The sequence below is a fragment of the Chloroflexota bacterium genome, assembly GCA_026389585.1.
Classification (GTDB): domain Bacteria; phylum Chloroflexota; class Dehalococcoidia; order UBA2247; family RBG-13-53-26; genus JAPLHP01.
On sequence record JAPLHP010000083.1, the window covers coordinates 24,801 to 45,146 of the forward strand.

The 20,346-nt window shown below is 50.1% G+C and carries 17 protein-coding genes and 1 tRNA gene; 8 read left to right on the top strand and 10 right to left on the bottom strand.

Annotated elements, in window-relative coordinates; genetic code table 11:
• Positions 1-720, top strand: a complete 720-nt coding sequence (locus NTZ04_07575; protein ID MCX5992163.1) for a 2Fe-2S iron-sulfur cluster-binding protein — start codon at positions 1-3, stop codon at positions 718-720.
• Positions 721-722: 2 nt separating this feature from the next.
• Here NTZ04_07575 and NTZ04_07580 read toward each other — a convergent pair.
• Positions 723-795, bottom strand: a tRNA-Arg gene (locus NTZ04_07580).
• Between the two features lie 316 nt (positions 796-1,111).
• Between NTZ04_07580 and pheA the strand changes: the two genes are divergently transcribed.
• Positions 1,112-1,948 carry a prephenate dehydratase gene (gene pheA / locus NTZ04_07585; GenBank protein ID MCX5992164.1) on the top strand — a complete coding sequence of 279 codons (837 nt, stop codon included), beginning with the start codon at positions 1,112-1,114 and terminating at the stop codon, positions 1,946-1,948.
• The gene (locus tag NTZ04_07590) at positions 1,945-2,775 is read left to right on the top strand and encodes a methyltransferase domain-containing protein (protein MCX5992165.1); all 831 of its coding nucleotides are present in this window, start codon (positions 1,945-1,947) and stop codon (positions 2,773-2,775) included. The genes pheA and NTZ04_07590 overlap by 4 nt, the downstream gene beginning before the upstream one ends.
• Positions 2,776-2,799: 24 nt before the next feature.
• Here NTZ04_07590 and NTZ04_07595 read toward each other — a convergent pair whose 3' ends face one another.
• From NTZ04_07595 to NTZ04_07610, 4 genes are read right to left on the bottom strand one after another with little or no spacing between them, the layout of a single operon-like run.
• The gene (locus NTZ04_07595) at positions 2,800-3,408 is read right to left on the bottom strand and encodes a class I SAM-dependent methyltransferase (GenBank protein ID MCX5992166.1); all 609 of its coding nucleotides are present in this window, start codon (positions 3,406-3,408) and stop codon (positions 2,800-2,802) included.
• Positions 3,386-4,405 (bottom strand): hypothetical protein, encoded by a 1,020-nt coding sequence (locus NTZ04_07600; protein ID MCX5992167.1) that lies wholly within the window; start codon positions 4,403-4,405, stop codon positions 3,386-3,388. The genes NTZ04_07595 and NTZ04_07600 overlap by 23 nt, the downstream gene beginning before the upstream one ends.
• Positions 4,362-5,096, bottom strand: coding sequence for a class I SAM-dependent methyltransferase (locus tag NTZ04_07605; protein MCX5992168.1), 735 nt, complete (start codon positions 5,094-5,096; stop codon positions 4,362-4,364). The genes NTZ04_07600 and NTZ04_07605 overlap by 44 nt, the downstream gene beginning before the upstream one ends.
• Positions 5,083-6,321, bottom strand: coding sequence for a glycosyltransferase family 4 protein (locus NTZ04_07610; protein MCX5992169.1), 1,239 nt, complete (start codon positions 6,319-6,321; stop codon positions 5,083-5,085). Before NTZ04_07610 ends, NTZ04_07605 begins: the two co-directional genes overlap by 14 nt.
• A gap of 262 nt (positions 6,322-6,583) precedes the next feature.
• Between NTZ04_07610 and NTZ04_07615 the strand changes: the two genes are divergently transcribed.
• On the top strand, positions 6,584-10,741 hold the full coding sequence (locus NTZ04_07615) for an acyl-CoA dehydratase activase (GenBank protein ID MCX5992170.1): 4,158 nt from the start codon (positions 6,584-6,586) through the stop codon (positions 10,739-10,741).
• Positions 10,742-10,803: 62 nt separating this feature from the next.
• Here NTZ04_07615 and NTZ04_07620 read toward each other — a convergent pair whose 3' ends face one another.
• From NTZ04_07620 to NTZ04_07635, 4 genes are read right to left on the bottom strand one after another with little or no spacing between them, the layout of a single operon-like run.
• Positions 10,804-11,334: an NUDIX hydrolase gene (locus NTZ04_07620; GenBank protein MCX5992171.1), complete on the bottom strand. Its 531-nt coding sequence runs from the start codon at positions 11,332-11,334 to the stop codon at positions 10,804-10,806.
• 45 nt (positions 11,335-11,379) lie between these two features.
• Positions 11,380-11,835: an N-acetyltransferase gene (locus NTZ04_07625; GenBank protein ID MCX5992172.1), complete on the bottom strand. Its 456-nt coding sequence runs from the start codon at positions 11,833-11,835 to the stop codon at positions 11,380-11,382.
• Positions 11,836-11,857: 22 nt separating this feature from the next.
• Positions 11,858-12,724: an NAD(+)/NADH kinase gene (locus tag NTZ04_07630; protein ID MCX5992173.1), complete on the bottom strand. Its 867-nt coding sequence runs from the start codon at positions 12,722-12,724 to the stop codon at positions 11,858-11,860.
• A complete protein-coding gene (locus NTZ04_07635; protein ID MCX5992174.1) occupies positions 12,721-13,605 on the bottom strand; it encodes a PAC2 family protein in 885 nt (294 codons plus the stop codon). The genes NTZ04_07630 and NTZ04_07635 overlap by 4 nt, the downstream gene beginning before the upstream one ends.
• 279 nt (positions 13,606-13,884) lie before the next feature.
• On the opposite strand from NTZ04_07635, the gene NTZ04_07640 reads away from it, so the two are divergent.
• Entirely contained in the window at positions 13,885-14,643 is a 759-nt protein-coding gene (locus tag NTZ04_07640) for an SDR family oxidoreductase (protein MCX5992175.1), read from the top strand.
• Between the two features lie 126 nt (positions 14,644-14,769).
• Here NTZ04_07640 and malQ read toward each other — a convergent pair whose 3' ends face one another.
• A complete protein-coding gene (gene malQ, locus NTZ04_07645; GenBank protein ID MCX5992176.1) occupies positions 14,770-16,899 on the bottom strand; it encodes a 4-alpha-glucanotransferase in 2,130 nt (709 codons plus the stop codon).
• A gap of 839 nt (positions 16,900-17,738) precedes the next feature.
• On the opposite strand from malQ, the gene NTZ04_07650 reads away from it, so the two are divergent.
• The 3 genes from NTZ04_07650 to NTZ04_07660 all read left to right on the top strand — a co-directional run.
• Positions 17,739-18,920 (top strand): acyl-CoA dehydrogenase family protein, encoded by a 1,182-nt coding sequence (locus tag NTZ04_07650; protein ID MCX5992177.1) that lies wholly within the window; start codon positions 17,739-17,741, stop codon positions 18,918-18,920.
• Positions 18,921-18,938: 18 nt separating this feature from the next.
• A complete protein-coding gene (locus NTZ04_07655; protein ID MCX5992178.1) occupies positions 18,939-20,066 on the top strand; it encodes an acyl-CoA/acyl-ACP dehydrogenase in 1,128 nt (375 codons plus the stop codon).
• 73 nt (positions 20,067-20,139) lie between these two features.
• Positions 20,140-20,346, top strand: a 207-nt coding sequence (locus tag NTZ04_07660) for a zinc ribbon domain-containing protein (protein MCX5992179.1), incomplete at its 3' end; no start/stop codon positions are given.

The following is a 20,346-nucleotide window of genomic DNA, read 5'->3' on the forward strand; positions in this document are numbered from 1 at the left end:
CTGATCAACCTGACCATTGATGGCAGGAGTCTCCAAGCAGAAGAGGAGAAGACGATACTAGAGGTGTCCAGGGATAATGGCATCGACATCCCCACGCTCTGCTACAATGAAGATCTGGAACCATATGGTGCTTGTCGCCTCTGCCTGGTCGAGATCTCTAGGAATAACCGCTCAAGATTGGTAACGTCATGCCTCTATCCCGTCGAGGAAGGTCTTGTGGTGAAGACCAATTCCGACAGGGTGCTGACCAATCGTAAGATGTTAATGGAGCTGCTGCTGGCCAGGTGTTCAGGGGTAAAGGTGATAGAAGACATGGCCAGAAAGATGGGGGTGGAAAAACCTTCATTCCGGCCACAATACCTTGATCACAACGAGTGTATCCTCTGCGGCTTGTGTGTTCGAGCATGTGCGGAGGTAGTAGGCACCAGCGCCCTCAGCCTGGTGAACAGAGGGGTCAATCGAGAGGTAGCTTCGCCATTCCTCGACACGGCTTCAGATTGCATAGGCTGCGGGTCCTGCGTATACATCTGCCCCACCAAATGCATAAAGATGGAAGATTCGGGTGATACCAGGACAATACGCAACTGGAAAGTAAACTTCAAGCTGAAGAAATGCCAAAAATGTGGGAACTACTTTGCACCAGAGAAGCAGCTTGAATATATTAGAACCAAGCTAAAACTGCCCGAGGACTTCTTTGACACTTGCCCAAACTGCAAATGATGCGCCCCTAGGGCGACTCGAACGCCCGCACCCGGCTCCGGAGGCCGGTGCTCTATCCAACTGAGCTATAGGGGCATACCACCGTCTATGATACCCCGTTGCAGGACAAATCGACAACTTTGGCGCTGTGACAGCCCCTACAGTGCCTTTCACAGTGATGAAACAGGGGGCAAGTTCCCTCCCAACCCACAAGCCAGGCTCCATACCTTGAGGGGGTTTGGCACAAAGCCGCCTCCGAGTCACTCAAATAGGCATCTGCAAGACAAGAACAAGGGTTGTTGCTATAATGTAACAGGGCCTAATAGAGAGCACAGAAGGTGCGACTCACAATAGCCATAGCCAATCATAATTTAGGAGAAGTGCCACACAGAATTCTGGTTGACAGCCAAGGATGAGCAAGAGAAACGTCGCCTATCTAGGACCGCCCGGTACCTTCAGCGAAGAAGCCGCTCTCAAATACGATCTGGAAGCACAACTCATCCCCTTCCCTAGCATATCCGCCGTCACTTCTGCGGTAGAGACAGGTATAGCAGATGAGGGAGTGGTACCCATAGAGAACAGCCTCGAAGGGTCTGTCAACGACACCCTGGACCTCCTCATACATGAGTCAAAGCTGCTCATTCGACAAGAATTGATCCTTGACATTGAGCACCACTTGTTGGTCAAGCCAGGGACTTCAGCCACAGAGCTGAGTGTGATATTCTCTCATCCGCAGGCGCTGGCACAGTGTCGACGCTTTCTGGAGCGATGCTTCCCAAAAGCCCAGATAGTCGCTGCACTCAGCACAGCAGCCGCTGTTGAGCAGATGATGGCTTATTCCACTCCGGCAGCGGCTATTGGTAATTCCAGGGCAGCAGAGATCTACGGTGCACAGATCCTTGCAAAGAATATCCAAGACCGCTCACCCAATGTCACTCGCTTCGTGGTTCTTGCCCCGAAGGATCTTCCGTCTACAGGCAGGGATAAGACCTCTCTCTGCTTCTCCTTCAATGATGATCGCCCTGGTTTGCTGTACGGCGTGCTGGAAGAATTCTCCAAATACAACATTAATCTGGCAAAGGTGGAATCACGCCCCTCCAAGGAAGCCCTCGGGAAATACATCTTCCTGGTTGACATAGAAGGACATCGCCAGGACAGGATCATAGGAGAGGTACTAGGTAGGGTGCAGGCCAAGACCTCCTTCTTTAAGGTCTTGGGCTCCTATCCCAAATACCAATTGAAAAGATGACCAGCTACATTCCGAATCCGAAAAAGGGCAATGGCAATGCCGAGTTTGATCTCGATTGGGACGACAAGCACGTAGTGCCTCCGGTCACTTTCCCCGATCTGGATTTCTTCTTCAGCCGGCTGGAGGAAGCCACTCTTAATGCCGTGGACACAAAGAAGGGTGAAAAAGTATTGGACGTAGGTTGTGGCCGAGCCACCGATGCCATGGCTGTGGCCAGAAGAGGAGGGATTTGCCTGGGGCTGGAGCCATCGGAGACTATGATAGAGCACGCCAAGGTAGATATCGGCAACGATGGCACGGGAGTCTTTCTGCTCCGGGGGATAGGCGAATACATGCCCATCAAGAACCACTCCCTTGACAAGATCGTGTGCAAAGGCGCCCTGGATCACTTCCCCACTCCAGAGAGGGCAGTACAAGAGATGGCTAGAGTAGTGAAGCCAACCGGGACAGTGATCATTACAGTAGCTAACCTTGATAGCTTGGGCTTCAGAATTGGAAGAACCTTCTTTGTTAGATTCAGGAAGCTACTTCGCCGAGAAGAGTCTATCTACGAGAAGATTTGGCAAACACCTTTCGATCATACATACAGGTTCGACTACAAGTCCGTGAAGAAGATGGTCGAGCGTCACATGAATGTGGATCAGTCCATTGGAGTGTCGCTGTTCTTCGCCTCGCCATGGTGGGGCATGATGCTGGCAAAGTTGCCGAGACGTATTTCAATGACCATTTTGAAGGCTTTGGACAAATTGGCGCAACACATACCATCACTTAGTGATGGTATTGTTCTGAAATGCACCCCAAGAACGAAAGAGAATAGCCCACGCTAGCAGACAAGTCGATACCGTACCCTTCTAACGCTTCACCAAAAGGATAGTAACGACCCCACTCCTGCCTTCGATTTCTTGAATCTCTCTTATCTCACTACTGTGATCAATAACCAGTTTGTCAACAGCTGGGGTAACCTCTGGCCAATCATCAAATCTGTAGTCGTGAAACCCTATCGCGCCCCCTGGGACAAGGTGGGGCCAGATCACATGAAAATCGTTCTTCACATAGGACACCTGGTGGCAACCATCAACAAATCCAAAGAAGAACCTCTGATCTTTTGGGAATGTCACTTCTTTAGAATTACTCTTGATGGTTATGATATTATCGAAACCCCTGATCGTCTCCTCGTAGACTTCCAGCATTGAGCGACCATAGAGGAAAGCCTCGTAGACCTCTCCTGCCGTAACGCCTCCCTTGCCCGTAGTCTTGTCCAAGCTAGGGTCGAAAATGTCAATGGCATATACCTTCTTGCCGTATTTCTTAGCGAACTTCGCAAGCTTGGCCGTTCCCCCACCCATGTATGTCCCAATCTCAATAATGTCTCCATCAAGTTTCTGGAGCGCCTTCTCCTCAACAAACCTCAGGAGATTCTCGTAACCCACAAACTCCTCAGCACACATTGATGCCTTCAATACTCACACCCTCAACCTTCGCCCGGGCTGATACAGCCATAATGACCCCAGCCGACGTCCAAGTATTTTTCTCCTCCGGCCAGATCATCTGCTCCGGCAACTTTATACCAGTCTCGAAGCCGCCATCGTGATCTTTGAGCTGCAGCATCCAACCCAATAGCATATTGGCCCTATCTGTTTCGCCCATCCGATATAGTGTCATAATCAACTCAGAAGTTTCGGCTACCGTCACCCACGGTGTCCCCACAACACACTTGCACCCCCACCTGTCCATCACGAAATCATTCCACCGCTCGAGAATAATCCTCTGGGCTTCCTTCCCTCGAACGACCCCGGTGAGAACTGGATAGTACCAGTTTATGGCAAAACCTTGACTATCCTCGCCAAACCTGTCAAAGAGTTCTGGACGTTCCTTCATAGCCCTAATCAACCTATCGTTTGCAGCTTCCCAGCCTGGTTTATGAATCCCGAGCTTATTGGCAATCTTGATGGCACTCCTTATGCTCTGCCAGATACAGGTCGATGCTGCCAGAATAGCCCCCGGCCACGTCTTGTTATTTCCATTGCAGGCCCAGTGGATCTCCCCTGTAGATTGCTGGAGACACAGAGCAAACTCTATAGCCGCCTCGACAGTCTGCCACATATCCCAGAGGAAGCCCTCATCGCCCGTAAGCAAGTAGTGATACCACACTCCAGTGGCTACATATGTACTCTGGTTAGTATCCCGAGTCAGATCCTTCGGCTTGTCGGCGACGTAGCTCGAGTACCAACTGCCATCAGAGTTCTGTTTTGCCTTCAACCACATGTAGGCCTTGACAGCCTGATCAAAGCGACCAGTCAAGTCCAGGGCTATGGCACATTCCACATGATCCCAAGGGTCCGTGATGCCGTCATCGTACCAAGGGATAGCTCCTGAAGGCAGTTGATGTCTACTGATAAAGTCTGCCTGTTCGTTAATCAGTTTGGAGATGCTGTCCATCCTCTCCTTTCTTGGCATAGATAACAATGCTCTTAGGAAAGATGCGATTGCATATATCGTCAAGCAGACGAATCGGCCTGGTTCTGGTCTTGAGATCCCAAATCAGAAACCTATGGTACATGGATGGAATTAGGGCCTTCTCGTTGTTTACCCCAAACACACAGCGGAGAAGCCAGTATATCGAATGCAGGGAATGTTTATGTCGAATACTGTAGATCCGGAGGTTATGCTCGCGCAGCAGGACTACCAGGTCATTGGCCCTGTACTTTCTCACATGTCCACCTGGGTTGTGGCAATATTGCTTCGATATCCTCCAGTAGATGCTCTCCGTAAGATATGTGGGCACACTGACGGCCAGTATGCCACCATTCTTCAGTACTCTTACCAGTTCTCTCATGCTCTGTTTGTCATCACCAACGTGCTCTAGAACTTCAGAGCAGACAACCCTGTCGAATGAAGTATCCCTAAGAGGAAGCCGCATGGCATCGCCCCGAACTGCCAGCCATTTACCATTGCGCTGCTGCTCGTTGTCCAGAGTCTGAAGCATATACCTGGTCTTATTCAGACCCTTTTTCTCCATATCCAACGCACAGACGTGGCAATCGAATTTGCTATATGCCGCCCAACTGTGCCTCCCTTCACCACAGCCCACATCCAGAATATGCTGGCCTTCCTGTATTTCCAAGAGATTGTAGTCAACGGTGAGCATCGGCAATCAGCTCCTCATACACCGCTACAGTCCTCTTCGCAGCTTCTTCCCAGGTGAAATGCGTCTCTATTCTCCTCCGTGCTGCCGCACCCATTCGTCTGCGAAGGTCATTATCAGACATAAGACGCCTTATCGCCGAGGCTAGAGCATCAGCATTACCCGGGGGTACTAGAATACCAGCCTCGCCATCTGGACCTACCACCTCAGGAAGAGCGCCTGCTGTTGTCGAGATAACAGGTACCCCGCAAGACATGGCTTCAGCAGCAGGAAAACCAAAACCCTCATAGAGCGAAGGCACCACCGCCACTTCGGCTGCCGAATAACATCTGACCAGATCTTCATGGCTTATCCTGCCAGTAAAAGTGACCCTATCTTGAAGTCCATAATCTCTTACCAAGCCCGAGGAATACTTGCCGTCAGGCGGACCACCAACCACCGTCAGGTTTAATTCCATCTCGTTGCTCAGCAACTTAATAGCCCCCAGCAGATGAGCCAAACCCTTCAAGGGGCTATATCCCCCGACAACGATGAGGCTGTTGGGCTTCTTGCACGTCGAACCATCACCATCAAAAAGATTGATATCAATCCCGTTGTAGACCACTCTGAACTTCTCTCGCGGAATCTTAAAGGAGCGCGCTGTGTCCTCGGCTGAGCTTTCAGAGACAGCAACAATCCTGTCCATCCGCCTCGACACAATACGCTGCATGGGCAAGAAGGAATACCATCGAATCATTTTGAACTTCTGCCACCAACCCCTGGCATTGCGGACATCTATTTCCCTGTCAACAGTGACAGGATGATGAATAGTAGAGACGATGGGGATTCCGAACTGCTTCATCAACAACAAGCCATAACCCAGACACTGGTTGTCATGGATGACATCAAACTTCTTATGTCTTGAGAGCCACCAGAGTTTTCTATGTGCCCTCATACTGAACGTGAACGGCTCCGGAAACCCTCCCAGGAGAACAGACACTACTTCGTAGAGATTAAGGGGGTAGAGGATTCGCAGGGGTTTTGGTGGAAGACGACCTCTCCAACTATATACGTCTAGACTCTCGAGCTTGTGTACCTTGACTGCATCGACAACCACGGGGTGGGGAGGTCCCGACAAAAGCTCAACCTCGTGACCGAGACTGCAAAGCGCCTTGGTAAGATTGTGAATGTAGATGCCCTGTCCACCGCAAAAAGGATGCCCTCTATAGGATAGGAGGCATATCTTCATCTATACCGCTTATCCTCTTTCACAAGTCAGGATCCACAAGAGGAATAGAGCCCTCTTTGTTGAGGAAACAAAAACAATACCCCCCTTAGTGGCACCTGCATTAATGCCATATGCACAAGAGATTAAGTATAGCACATGGGCTCAGGCATGGCCAAACCACACATAAACAAAGCACACAACTCATTAGCACGAGAAGCGTTTAGGTGCTATAATCCCTAATGATTACCCTTGTGTATGTTATGATTCTCGTATTCAATACAGAATGACCCATTCTTTAGGCATAGATATTGGCTCTGTCAACGTAAAACTGGCGCTTATCGACAGGGACGACAGAGTAGTCTTACTCGATAGTGAAAAGGTGACCTCCAGTTCCCAGGCTGCGGTCGCATTACTAATTGCAAGGCTAGCCAGAAAATTCAATATCCAAGAGATCAACACAGCTGCTCTATCTGGTTCAGCCGTCACCATGGTATCCAATAAACTAAACTGGTCTGAATATAGCAGCTCGCTATCAATTGCTTCAGGGCTTCTCCATTTCCATCCAGAGGCAAAAACCATCATACAAATTGGCGGGCAGAGTTCTTTTGTCATGGAACTCGAGGATGGGCTAAGGAAACCATGGAGGGTTGCCTCAAATCCTCTTTGCGCAGCAGGCACCGGTATGTTCCTGGGGCAGCAGGCATACAGACTCGGGATAAGCATGGAGGACTTCTCACGTCTTGCGATGGAATTTGAAGGCACTCCACCCAGGATAGCCGCCAGGTGTAGCGTCTTCGCCAAGACTGACCTTATTCACCTGCAGCAGAAGGGGGTTCCGATAGGGGCAATGCTCTACGCACTCTGTGGCAGCATAGCCCGAATGGTAGCCTCTCTCAAAAAAGGCGTGTTCGAGGAACCAATCTTCTGCGTTGGTGGTGTTGCTGCCAATGCTGCGATAATCAAAGCCCTCAATGAGGTACTGTCTGCAAGAAACGGGCGTCCGGCGAACGTTATTGTTCCAGAGAATAATCTATATATTGAGGCTTTGGGGGCAGCCATACTTTCCAGAGAATCTGGAAGAATTTCAAAAGTCACAGTGCTGTCTGAAGCAGAAGTCAAGCAACAGTATTTTGAAATGCCAAGGCTTGAAAAGAACGGCCAGCAATCTAACTGTTGGGCAACACCAGTAATAGAGAAACCGTTCACGGGCTATCTTGGGGTTGATGTTGGGTCTACCAGTACAAAGGCAGTCATAATCGACGAATCTGGCCAGAAGATCATAGCAAGGAGTTACCTGATGACAGCAGGAAGGCCGTTAGATGCTGTAAAAGAGGTCTTCCATAATCTGCTGCGACATGTGGGAGATACGGCTATGATCGCTGGAGTAGGTGTCACCGGCTCCGGGAGATATCTGGTAGGCAGCTTTATCGGTGCAGATTTAATAAAGAACGAGATCACTGCACAGACAAGAGCTGCAGCAGAACTAGACCCCGAAGCAGATATCATTGAAATAGGGGGGCAGGATTCAAAGCTCGTCATAAAGCGAAACGGTGTCGTTGTTGATTATCAGATGAATAAGGCCTGCGCCGCTGGTACTGGCAGCTTTATCGATGAACTGGCTGAGCAGCTTGGTATCCATGTTCAAAACGGTGAATTCGCCAACCTGGCATTCAAGGCTACACACACCATCGATTTGGGAACAAGGTGCGCTGCCTTTATGGGACAGGCAGTGGCTTCGGCTCAGCAAGGAGGCGTCCCTCTGGAAGTCATCACTGCCAGTCTGGCTAACTCTATTGCCGGGAACTACCTTTCTAAAGTCGTGGAAACAAGAAAGCTGGGCGACAAAGTTATATTGACTGGAGCAGTATTCTACAACGAGGCTGTTGTTTCTGCTTTTCAAAATGCACTACAAGGGAAAACCACTATCGTACCTGAGCACAAGGAGGTTAGTGGTGCTATAGGTGCAGCACTTCTCGCCAGGGAAAGCACGGAAGGCGGAAGCTCAAAGTTCAAAGGATTCCAGAAAGTCATCGACAGTAATCACAACCTCACAACCTTTGTCTGCAAAGTGTGCGACAACAACTGCAACATCAGTCGACTGGACATACCCAACGAAAAGTCAACGTTCTACGGCAGCAGGTGCGACCTTTTCGACAGCACTATCAGCCATGAAAAAATAGAAACCGCTTTTGATGAACGTGAGAAGCTGTTATTCAAGCAGTACAAAGAAAAAGAGGGCACACCATCTGTCGGTATTCCCAGGGCGCTCGCAGCATATGATTACGCCCCGTTGCTCATTGGCTTTCTTAACTCGCTGGGCACAAAGGTGGTCCTTTCAAGCAAAACCACCAAGCAAATCACAGAAGAGGCCGTGGAATTGGGCTATACAGACAGTTGCTTCCCCCTCAAGTTGCTACATGGCCATGCGGCAAGTCTCAAGCAAGTCGACTACATCCTCTACCCCTCTGCTATCCGACTTGGCCTGAAAGAAGGTGATGAGGATCAAAAATACTCCTGCCCTCTAGTTCAGGCTTCTCCATTTATTATTCGCCAGGCCCTCAATCTCGAACAACGAATGCTTATACCTGTGATCGATCTTAGCAGAGGTAACGATGATACGATAAATAATCTGACAGATGTTGCAGTGCGAATGGGATTCACCAAGAAACAAGGAAAGATGGCTGCAATCGCCGGACTTGAAGCTCAAAGTGAATTCGAAGCGGCCCTGGTGGAGCACGGCAAGAAGCTACTGCAACAGATCCGTCATAATAATCAACTGGGTGTAGTGATATTCTCCCGTTCATACATGTCTCAAGATTCAGGCGCCAATCTTGGTATCGCCGAAAAGCTCGCCCAACTCGGTGTAGTGCCTATACCACTAGACTACCTATCGCTGTCTTCGGTGAATGTTAGAGAATACTCAGACCGACCATACTGGTTCTGCGAAAGCAAGCACATAGCCGGGGCGGCAATAGCAGCAAAAGACCCACAACTTTACGGGCTAATACTAACAAACTTTGGCTGTGGTCCCAACTCATTCGTGCTCAATATTGTTCGAGATATTATGGGCAACAAACCGTTAGGCCAATTGGAAATCGATGAACACGCAGCAGAGGCTGGTATCATTACGCGACTCGAAGCTTTTGTGGATACCATAAATGGGTTTGCGCGCTCATCCAAATCATACAGCTTCCCAACCGAGGATAAGAATATCCGCCGGGAAGCACCTACGACTGTTAATTCAAATAAGGTTATCCTCATACCAAGGATGTGCACACATGCTGAGGTACTTGGCGCTGCAATGGAAGCCTTTGGAGTGAAAGCAGTCGTGCTTCCTGAGCCAGACGAAAGAAACCTCCTTTACAGTAACAAGGTCACATCAGGCAAGGAATGCTTGCCATACCGCGTGAGCCTCGGTGACTTCATGAGGTTTTTCTACGAAGGCAACAGCTATGGTTTCGGGCCAAAAGATGTCGAAGGCTTCATGGCCAGTGCCTTCGGTCCTTGCCGCTTTGGGAAATACGCTGTAGAACAAATCAGAATACTGAGAGAAATTGGCTTCAATCTTCAGATACGAACTACCGTGTCAAATAACGCCTATCGTGATTTGAATATTGGTACAGGATTCGAGCGCCTGGCTTGGAATGGCATTGTAGCCGTGGATTATCTCGAAAGGCTTCTTTGGCGAACTCGGCCTTATGAAAAATCAATCGGAGTGACTGATGCATTATTCAACGAGTGCCTGACTGATCTTGCCAACCATATCCGCAAAAGAGAGAAATTCGACTACTACTTAAGACAGGTAACCACAAGATTTAAGGCTCTGATTGACCCTGACAAGCCCAGAAGACCAATCGTAGGGATCAATGGTGAGATATACTTGCGATCTAACAGATTCAGTAATAGAGACATGGTGAGAGAATGCGAAAAGGCAGGGCTTGAGGTCATAGTCTCCCCGATTGGAGAGTGGCTGAAGTATATTACCCACCGGAACATTGAGGACGGTATCAGAGAAAGAAGACTGAAGAAGATCGTGATAGGTTATCTGAGGCAGCTTCAGCTAGAAAGAGATGAAAGCTCGGTGATCAGCAATTTCAAAGAGCTGATTGACAGCCGAGAGCCTTCAATAAAAGAGATACTTTCGTTCTCCAGTCAATACCTTTCTCCAAAATGTGGCAGTGAAGCAGTAGTTAGCATAGGCGCTGGGATTGAATGGATGGAGAATCCGAACTTTGCCGGTGTGATATCGGTAATGCCACACGGCTGCATGCCCGGAGGAATCGTGGCTGCTATGTCTGAGAATTTCAGCAGAATGTATGGGAAGCCGTGGATCAACCTGACTTACGATGGATTCCTCGAGTCCAACAATCTAGTTAAGCTGAGCAACTTTGCCGAAGTCATTAGATTCTGCAATAAGAAGAATGGTAGTAGCCTTACATGAAACCCGCCCTTCTTTTGAAATAGACTCGCGCTGCTCACATACATCCACTACTAATAAGCCCACTAACGCAGGGAAGTACTCAGCAATCCAGCAATGCTCTTGGCATCGCATATTCTACCTGAAGCAATAAGGGCTCGAACCTCTGCAGGAGAGACACGTACCACCTCAATACTCTCGGTATCCTCAGCTTGCAAAGGGCTGGGGACAAGCTCGGTGGCAAGGTAAAGATACAAATACTCCGTACAGTATCCCGGGGCAGAGTAGAATCCCCCCAACCGTACGATCTTCTGGGGTAGATAGCCTGTCTCCTCCCTCAATTCGCGGCACACCGCCTGGTCTGGGGTCTCCCCAGGTTCGATACCACCGGCAGGGATTTCCAGAAGGTCCTTCCCCACCGCATAACGGAACTGACGAACCAGAAGAATACTACCATCAGCATCTACAGCCAAGATGGCTACACAATCGCTATGTTCCACGACTTCCCGAGTGGTCTCCCTGCCGCTGGGTTTCTGCACTGTATCTACCTTCAGTTGTACTGCTCGCCCCTGGTATACTCGCTGGCTATGCAACAACTGCTCAACAGCCTCGCTCAACACACCTCCTCTGGGAATCAAAGGGGATTCCCCAACCGAACACCATCAAGAAACGTTATATGTCAAGGCAACTTCGTCGCAGTTAGGAAACTTGGGGCAACGGTAGCACTCAGACCAAATCTTTCGCGGCAGCTCCAGCTTATCTACCTGGCGGAAACCAAGCTTTTCAAAAAAGGCTGCCTTATAAGTCAAACAAAAGACCTGTTGGATACCCAGTTCCTTCGCTTCCCTCAGACATGCTTCAATAAGCCTCGCCCCAATCCCCTGGCCCTGGCAGTCTTCGCTCACCGCCACACCTCTGACCTCAGCCAAATCAGACCAGTATATATGGAGGGAGGCACAGCCAATTACCTTGTCTCCATCTCTGACCACAAAAAAGTCTCTTATGTTCTCATATATTTCGCTTAGGGCCCGCGGCAACATGACCCCCTTCTCAGCAAAGTAGTTGGCCAACTTGTGTATCTGGGGGCCATCATCAATCCTGGCTTTTTCTACCTTCAAGGTCATCTCCTCCAACCTACATTCAATCTCTTACTTTCACCCTCAGTCTCTGCTCGAGAGCACTATAGAAGAAATCGCGAGGATACATCCTCAGAAAACGAGCGCCCTGCTGGCTCCGCTTTGCAGTGATTCTGTCCCCGTCCTGCAGCGCGAGATTTATCTGCCCATCGACGCTCAGCACAGCCTCATGGTAAGTATGGACTTGCATTTCCACCACGGCCGTGGATGGCAAAACCAAAGCGTAAGACAGGCTCAAATGAGCTGAGACCGGTGTGACCATGATCTCCTCAGCTTGGGGAAAGAGGATGGGCCCTCCAGCCGCCAAGGAGTAGCCGGTGCTGCCAGTGGCAGTGGCAATGATAACACCATCAGCTCTGTAAGTTGTCAGAGGTGCACCGTTTACAGCAGCTGACACCTGAATGATTCTCGGCACTGAACCTCTGCCGATGAGCACATCATTCAGAGCATGGAATGATCTGGGTAACCCCTTGTCAGTCCTGCCGTTAGTTTCAGAAGACAGGTCTACCTGCAGCATGGTACGTTGATCAATCCAACCCTCTCCACAGAGCACTGCGGGCAACTTTTCCAACAGGTCATCAGCCGAAAACTCAGTCATGAAGCCAAGATGGCCTAGATTCACCCCAACGATGGGAATATTCTGAAAGGCTACCGCGCGGGCGACCCGTAGAATAGTACCATCACCACCCACGCTGATGACCAAATCGGTGTCTTGCAACTGGGTTCTCATATCTTCTTCATCCCACGAGGAACAGGCCCATGCACTGGCCCTCATGGATGGTAACACCTCGGATAATCGTTCCGATAAGGCCTTCGCTGCTGGAATCTTCGGATGGTAGATAACGCCAACCCTTTTCACAGGACGGTTCACTGTTTCCCCTTCTTGAAAAAATCTTCGATGTCTCTCATCATTCGCCTGAGCTCTTCGTCACTTATCGTCGCCGTTGTATTCTCAGGATAGCTAGCTGGCTGTTCACCCATTGGATAGACAACTTCCTTCTTGGCCTCCTCGTATAACTCGTCGTAGATCTTCCTCATTTCCGTTTCCGTACGCCTGGCGGAGTCTTCAAGCTCGCCAGTATCCACTACAATATCCTCCAGCCCAGCTAACTTCTCTAAAATAGACAGGGATGATCTGGGGTAATTGCTCCATGGGAATGGGAGTCTGGCAATATAGTGTGGTATCGGTGACCATAAGCCAAGAGCTTCGATATTCCTCACTTTAGCAAACCACATGAACAAAGAATGTATAGTGCCAATGCCTCTATACTCAGGATACAGTGCAATGCCACAGCCTTCCACAAGTTGTTTCAAATGGGGCAGATTGACTACCCCCAAAACCGATGGGCTCTCCAAGTGAGTCACTCCTGTAGCACCAAACGCACCGACTATATAAAGTCTCTGAACCCCAAGACGGCCAGCAACGTCCAGAATCAGGTGAACGTATTCATAGATCCTGGCTGTTGGCTGTTCACTTCTGAAAAGAACCAAATCATTCCCGTTTGTGTTGTTCTCCCAGTAATAAAACCCGTTCCTCATCATCTCCAGATCTTCTATCAGCCCGTCCTTGACTGAAATCCAAGGCACTACGGAGAAATCATAGGGTTCAATTCTACCAAACTCCTCAGCACACAGTTTGTTTCTTAAGTAGTCAATGATCCTCAAGCCTACATATCCGGTATCTGGCAAAGCCATGATCAACCTGGGGTTCTTTAACTTAGGCTCCTTATATAGCGTAACAGCTCTTTCCATAACGAGATTACCAATTGCCAGAGACAAAACGCCAATATTTACTATAATTACAGAGTGCCACTCAGCCAGAAACGCACAGGGACACCTCTGCCTAATCTATCACTTTCCCATTATCTAGTAAAACAGCGCGACCTGCCGGCTAGCGAAACTATGAAAATGAATAGCACTCAAAGTCAGGCGCAGGCAAAAGTGGAATTGAACCACGCAGCCTTGAGTTGATTGACGATGAGCGAATAAAGAACCTATACTGGCTAGAACAAACACTGCGGAGGTTTTCCGATGAGACTACTAGAAGGAAAGGTTGCCTTGGTAACAGGCGGAAGCTCAGGAATCGGCCAGGCCACGGCTGTAGCATTCGCCAGGGAAGGTGCCAAGGTTGTCATTGCCGATGTAAGGGTGGAGGGGAGCGAGGAGACACTGCAAATGATTAAGGATGTTGGTGGCGAAGCTATTTTCGTCAAAACCGACGTAACAAAGGCAGCTGAGGTAGAAGCAATGGCAAACAAAGCTGTCGAAACCTACGGTAGACTTGACTGCGCCTTCAATAACGCCGGCTTTGGGGGAGAGATAGCATTAATCACCAACAGCAAAGAAGAAACCTGGGACCGTGTAATCGACATCAACCTCAAAGGTGTGTGGCTTTGCATGAAATATGAGGTTCCACATATGCTCAAGCAGGGCAGCGGGGCTATTGTGAACACAGCGTCGGTGGCAGGACTAGTAGGCACCCCATCCCAGGCTGCTTATGTTGCCAGTAAACATGGCATTGTGGGCCTGACAAAATCAGTAGCACTGGATTATGCTACGTCTGGCATCCGGGTAAACGCTGTCTGTCCCGGGGTTATTCGGACACCCATGATCGGTCGCCGTATTGAAGCTAAGCCAAAAAGAGAAGCAGGCTATATAGCTATGGAACCAATGGGGCGACTTGGCAAACCTGAGGAGATCGCTGAAGCCGTGGTTTGGCTATGTTCAGATGCAGCTTCGTTTGTTACCGGACATGCCATGGCCGTTGACGGTGGTCTCGTAGCACGATAGCCGCCTAACTCACAATTTCGGCAGACTAAACGTAAACTTTCTTGGGCATAGCAGACACAAAAATAATCCATAGGTCCACAAATCTAAATAGAATTCTTGTCGCTCTCGCGTTTCCCAAAAGTACGACTAGAATCCTTTCCCTCGCTTGAATATTCGATCTATTTCCTCAATTGCATCCAATACCTCGGGCATCTGGGAAAGTACTTCAAGGCTGTAACGTGCTTTCCGCCGCCAGTTAGGGTGTTCCTCCTGGATACCAGGGATATTCTGAGGCTCTGTCTCCAACCACAGATCCTCCAAGTTGACCAATAAAATCCTGGCATGGCTGCTAGCCAGGAACGCCAAGCAAGCTTTAAGGACGGAATGTGTATCCCATGAATTGCCCTTGAGCCATCCGTTGCGCTGCAGAAAGTTCACCAGGGCTTGTTTGAGATTCTGTCGAGATCCGCGCTCGACGTGGGCACCTGTAGTGTCCAAGATCTTCATCGCCAGCCGGTCTTCAATGTCCAAGCCCTGCCAAAAGGCCGAGAATGGGGGCATATCATGCGTGTTAAGGCTCGCTACGGCATTGGTGGGAATCTCCCGAAGCGTCCCGTTGGAGTCAGGTGTGATTTCGTACTGTGTAACATACATGCATTGTATGTTATGCCTCGTCATGGCCTCATTGACATATGGCGGCACGGTTCCTAGGTTCTCACCCACCAGCAGACATTTATGTCTGTGGGACTCGAGGCTTAAGATAGCGTATAGCTCATCGGCAGCATATCGAACATAGACCCCTTTGCTGGGCTCCATTCCTTCGGGAATCCAAAAGAGACGATGTAGACACATCACATGGTCGATTCGGAGAATGCTTGCATATTCCAGTTGGTGATTTAGACAAGCAATAAAGTATCGGTGTTCTTGCTCCCTGATCTTTTCAGGATGGAGAGGAGTGAAACCCCAGTCCTGCCCACCACTGAACAAGGTATCCGGAGGTGCTCCTACAGATACACCCATGGTAAATAGGCTGTGTTCACGCCACATATCGTAGCCATCGGGATTGACACCAAGAGGAAAATCAAGATAGAGTCCCGAGCCTTTCTCGCGAGCTTTTTCGGAGAGAGTTTCCAACTGCTGGTGAGCCACCCACTGCACATAGGCATGATACCGTTTAGTATCCTCACTGTAATCCCCCTCCTTCAAGATACCTGCACACAGCCGCTGCGGCCATTCTGGCCAGGGAACACTCCGCCGTTCGCAGGTAGCCCGGAAACGAGCATAGTCCTCAACCCGATGATTTGTCTCCATAAAATGACGGAAGGCTGCAAGGTGATCAGCTGGTTTTGTGAAGAAGCACTTTGCTAATTCTTCAAGCAGCCGGCGTTTTAACGCCATTTGATGCCGATAATCAACCAGAGGTAGAGATTGTAACTTTTCAACTGCTTCCTTAACTTCACCTGACTCGATCATGGCTCGTGCAGCAGCACAATTTTTCAGCTCAGTAACCTTGGTCACGTCAATATAGAACTCATTCCAGAAGAGGCGACTTACAGGAGCATAGGGACTTGGATCAAATGACTCATCTAAGAAAGAGGCTAGAAATGGAAGGGTCGCCACCACACTACCACCTTGACCGGTAAGCCATGTGATGAGGTCTTCAAGATCAGAGAAATCGCCGCTTCCCCAGCTACGCCGCGAATGTAGCGCATATAATGGAAGGAACACCCCCCAGACCCTGCTCACTGAACTTTCAGGAGACAGATACGCCTTGACCGGAGCACAGATAATCATAGCCTCAGAAAGCCTTCCCGATGACTCCACTATAAGCCGGTGATATCCCCATGGTAATCTGCCAGGTATGGGCAGTTTCTTGGCTACATAGCGCGCACCCTCTACTTCAACTGTTTGCGTCGTGGGCAGTCCAGAGATGTCGCAAGCCCAACCTCGCGCCTCTCCATTCTCAAGTTCCATGTGGCACATTGCAGAACCAACAGCCTGATCTACCAGCAGACGCAGCTCAACTTCAGCAGAGTCTCCATCCCATACCACAACCACTGGCTCCAAACACCGTCTCCATACGGCCTGCCGGTGCTCGATGAGCGCAGCAGAGACATCGCCAAAGGTCTCAACTGGAGCACCCAGAGCTCGGAGCACTAATAAAAGAGACTCGGGGGATGCTTCCTGCCTGCGCTGGGTAATATCATAATATGCCGTTTCAATACCATAGGCATGAGCCAGTTCCTGAAGCTGTGGCATATTGTAAAAGTCACTCATTATCTATCCTCTCAGCAACAGCGAGATGACTAAAACAGACAGTTACTCTCAGGGATTCTCAAACCCGGCAGGACTCAGTCGAACCGGAGGAGGACTAATAAACACAGAGAAGATCCACACTCCGGCATTTCTATCTAAGAAAGGCCAACCACACCAATATGATAATGAGGGCCACAAAAACAAAGGACTCAATCAACAAGAAGAGGATCAGTGTTTTCAAGGGATGGGTGCGCCCCCAAGCTATGAGAGACTTCCCTTTGTCGATTAGCATCCTAAACATGAATATATCTTGCTATTCCAGCAGTGGCTCCTACACCCAAATCGACTACCGCCCTATTTTAAGCCTTGGTTGCTTTAACAAGCAATGTCCTGTCACCGCCCTTACCCTCTCCATATTTGCCTTCCAAGACCTATCAGTGCTAGAATTCTTGCACCAGGAGGTGCGCCACGGCAACACTACCTGAAGAAGCCAAGAGAATCATTGCGGCTGTCCAACCAGTCTTCGTAGCCACTGCAAGCAAGCACGGCAAACCAAATGTCTCCCCAAAAGGTTCCTTCAAAGTACTAGATGATGAGCATGTTGCCTTTGCAGAGATAGCATCGCCCAATACTATTGCCAACATCAAGGAAAACCCACAGGTCGCTGTATTGGTTTTCGATCCAGCTACTTGGGGAGGATGCCGACTTCGGGGGAAAGCAGAGATTCTAGAATCTGGTGACTTGGTCGAGTCTTTCAAGTCTCAGTTTGCTCCAATGAAGATGAAGGTTCGCAGTGTCGTCAAGATAACAGTTGAAGAGGTAGTGATTATGCCTCCGATGAAAGCGGGGTCAAAGGGATAATGGATTTCCGATTCTCTGAACAGGAAGAAAAGCTTAGAAAAGAAGTCCGGGAATTCTGCGAGAAAGAGCCACCGGAAAGTTTTCCATGTGAAATTGAGGACGAGGGTTACAGTTTTGGTGGCTGGTCCCGTGCCTTTACGCAGAGGCTAGGGCAAAAAGGTTGGTTATCAATAGCCTGGCCCAAAGAGTACGGCGGAATGGGCGGGACTGTCATGGAGCGCTTCGTCGCTGCTGAAGAACTGGCCTACCACAGAGCACCACAATACGGGCATTTGTTTGGAGATGCTGCAGCTGCAGGAGTTCTGCGCTACGGCACCGATGAGCAGAAGAAAGAGTTCCTCCCCAAGATGGCAAAGGCCGAGATACTCTTCTCCACAGGGTTGAGCGAACCGGGGGCAGGCTCTGACCTGCTGAACACAGCAACTCGAGCAGTAAAGAACGGAGACGACTATATTATCAATGGGCAGAAGATCTGGCCTACTGGGGCACACCTGGCAGAGTGGTGCTTACTGTTAGCCAGGACAGACCCTGAGGCTCCGAAATCCAAGGGACTGAGTACATTTCTGGTGGATGTAAGACTTCCTGGTGTAACAGTAAACCCGATTATCGATATGGCTGGCGCCAAGTCTTTCAATGAGATATTTCTTGAGGATGTTCGTGTTCATAAGAAGTATCTCCTAGGGCAAGAGAATCGCGGACTCCCTCTCGTTTTTGAAGCCCTGGAGGGAGACAGATTCTGGGGGAGATGCCTGAGGCACGCAGGGAGCAAGAAAGACCTGGAAGAGCTCGTCGAATATGTCAATGATGCAAGATACGATGGCCACAGATTGAAAGACAATCAGGTGATCCGGGATACACTGGCTGAACTAGCTATTGAACTTGAAGTGAGCCGCATGATCAACTACAAGGCAGCCTGGCTGCTGAACAAAGGGACCAGCATCAGTTCGGAGTCCTCGGTGGTCAAAGTCTTCGCCGATGAACTGGGACAGCGCCTGGCCCACGTCGCGTTGCAAATCCTGGGCCCGGAGGTACAGCTTGGCGAAGACTCTAAATGGACCAAACTGAGAAAGAGATTCACCTTCCTCTACAAGTTCAACAGAGGTCTGAGCCTCGCCGGAGGCACTTCAGAAATCCAAAGGATGACGATAGCCACCAGAGGCTTGCGCCTGCCGAGAGGCTAGAGGGAAGAGGATAGAAAGATGGACTTTACCTTCACCGAAGAACAAGAAATGCTGCGCAAGATGGCTCGTGATTTCCTGGCCGCGGAATGCCCCAGGGATACGGTCAGGAAGCTGATAAAGGACGAGAAGGGATTCACCCCGGAGCTGTGGGCCAAGATGACTGAACTGGGCTGGCCGGGCCTGATCATTCCGGAGCAGTACGGAGGCGTGGGCGGCAGCTTCATGGACATTGTGGCCCTGGTGGAGGAAATGGGAAGAGGCGCTCTCGTGGGGCCGTTCTTCTCATCACTAGTGGGCACTCTGGCCGTTTTGGGAATGGCGAGTGACCAGCAGAAGGCTGACTTGCTCCCCAAGATAGCCTCGGGCAAACTGGTTCTCACCACGGCTTTCAGCGAGCCGGGCGTGGGCTATGAACTCGACGCCATTCAATGCCAAGCCACCGCAGCGGGAGACGACTGGGTCATCAACGGTACCAAACTCTTCGTGGAAAACGCTCATCTGGCCGACCTTATACTGGTGGCCGCCAAGACCAAGCATGCCACCAAGCAGGAAGGACTCGATCTGTTTCTGGTGGATGCCAGGAGTCCCAACGTGACATGCTCCACGATCGAGACCATTTCCGGAGACAAGCAGTCGAAGGTGATCATCAAGGGACTCAAACTTTCCGAGGCCAAGAGGCTGGGAGAGGCTCACCGCGGCAAAGAGCGCATCACCAGGCTGCTGGAGATGGCCACTGTGCTCAAATGCGCCGAGATGGAGGGCGGAGCCCAGCAGGTACTGGACATGACGGTTACTTATCTCAAGGAGAGGGTCCAGTTTGACAAGCCTATCGGCACTTTGGCGCCACTCCAACACCATGCCGCCAACATGGCCGTTGACCTTGAAGGGATGAAGTACATCACCTATCTGGTGGCCTGGAAGGTCAATGAGAATCTGCCTTTTGCCAAAGACGTCGGCATGGCCAAGTCCTGGTGCAGTGATGCCTACCGACGAATCTGCGACCTGGCCCATCAATGCCACGGAGCCATCGGCTTCTGCGAGGACCATGACTTGCCGTTGTACTCCAAGCGATCCAAAGTGTCCGAGTTCGCCTTCGGAGACGGTCAATACCAGAGACGCTTCGTGGCAAAGGAGATAGGGCTCTAGCCAATGCACCATCACCACGTCCGTTTCCAAAGTTGATAAAGGGAAGCAACAAACTCAGAAAGGAGAGCAAAATATGGCTAAGAAGCAAGTCCCGATAATAGAGGGCTTATTCACCTGGCCCGCTGACAAGCCCCAGCTACTGGCGAGCAAGTGCAAGAAGTGCGGTGCGTACTTCTTCCCGACAGTCCCATTCTGCGGAAATCCTGACTGCGCCAAGGACAAGGCCAACATGGAGGTCGTGCCTCTGAGCAACAAAGGCACAATGTACACCTATACTATT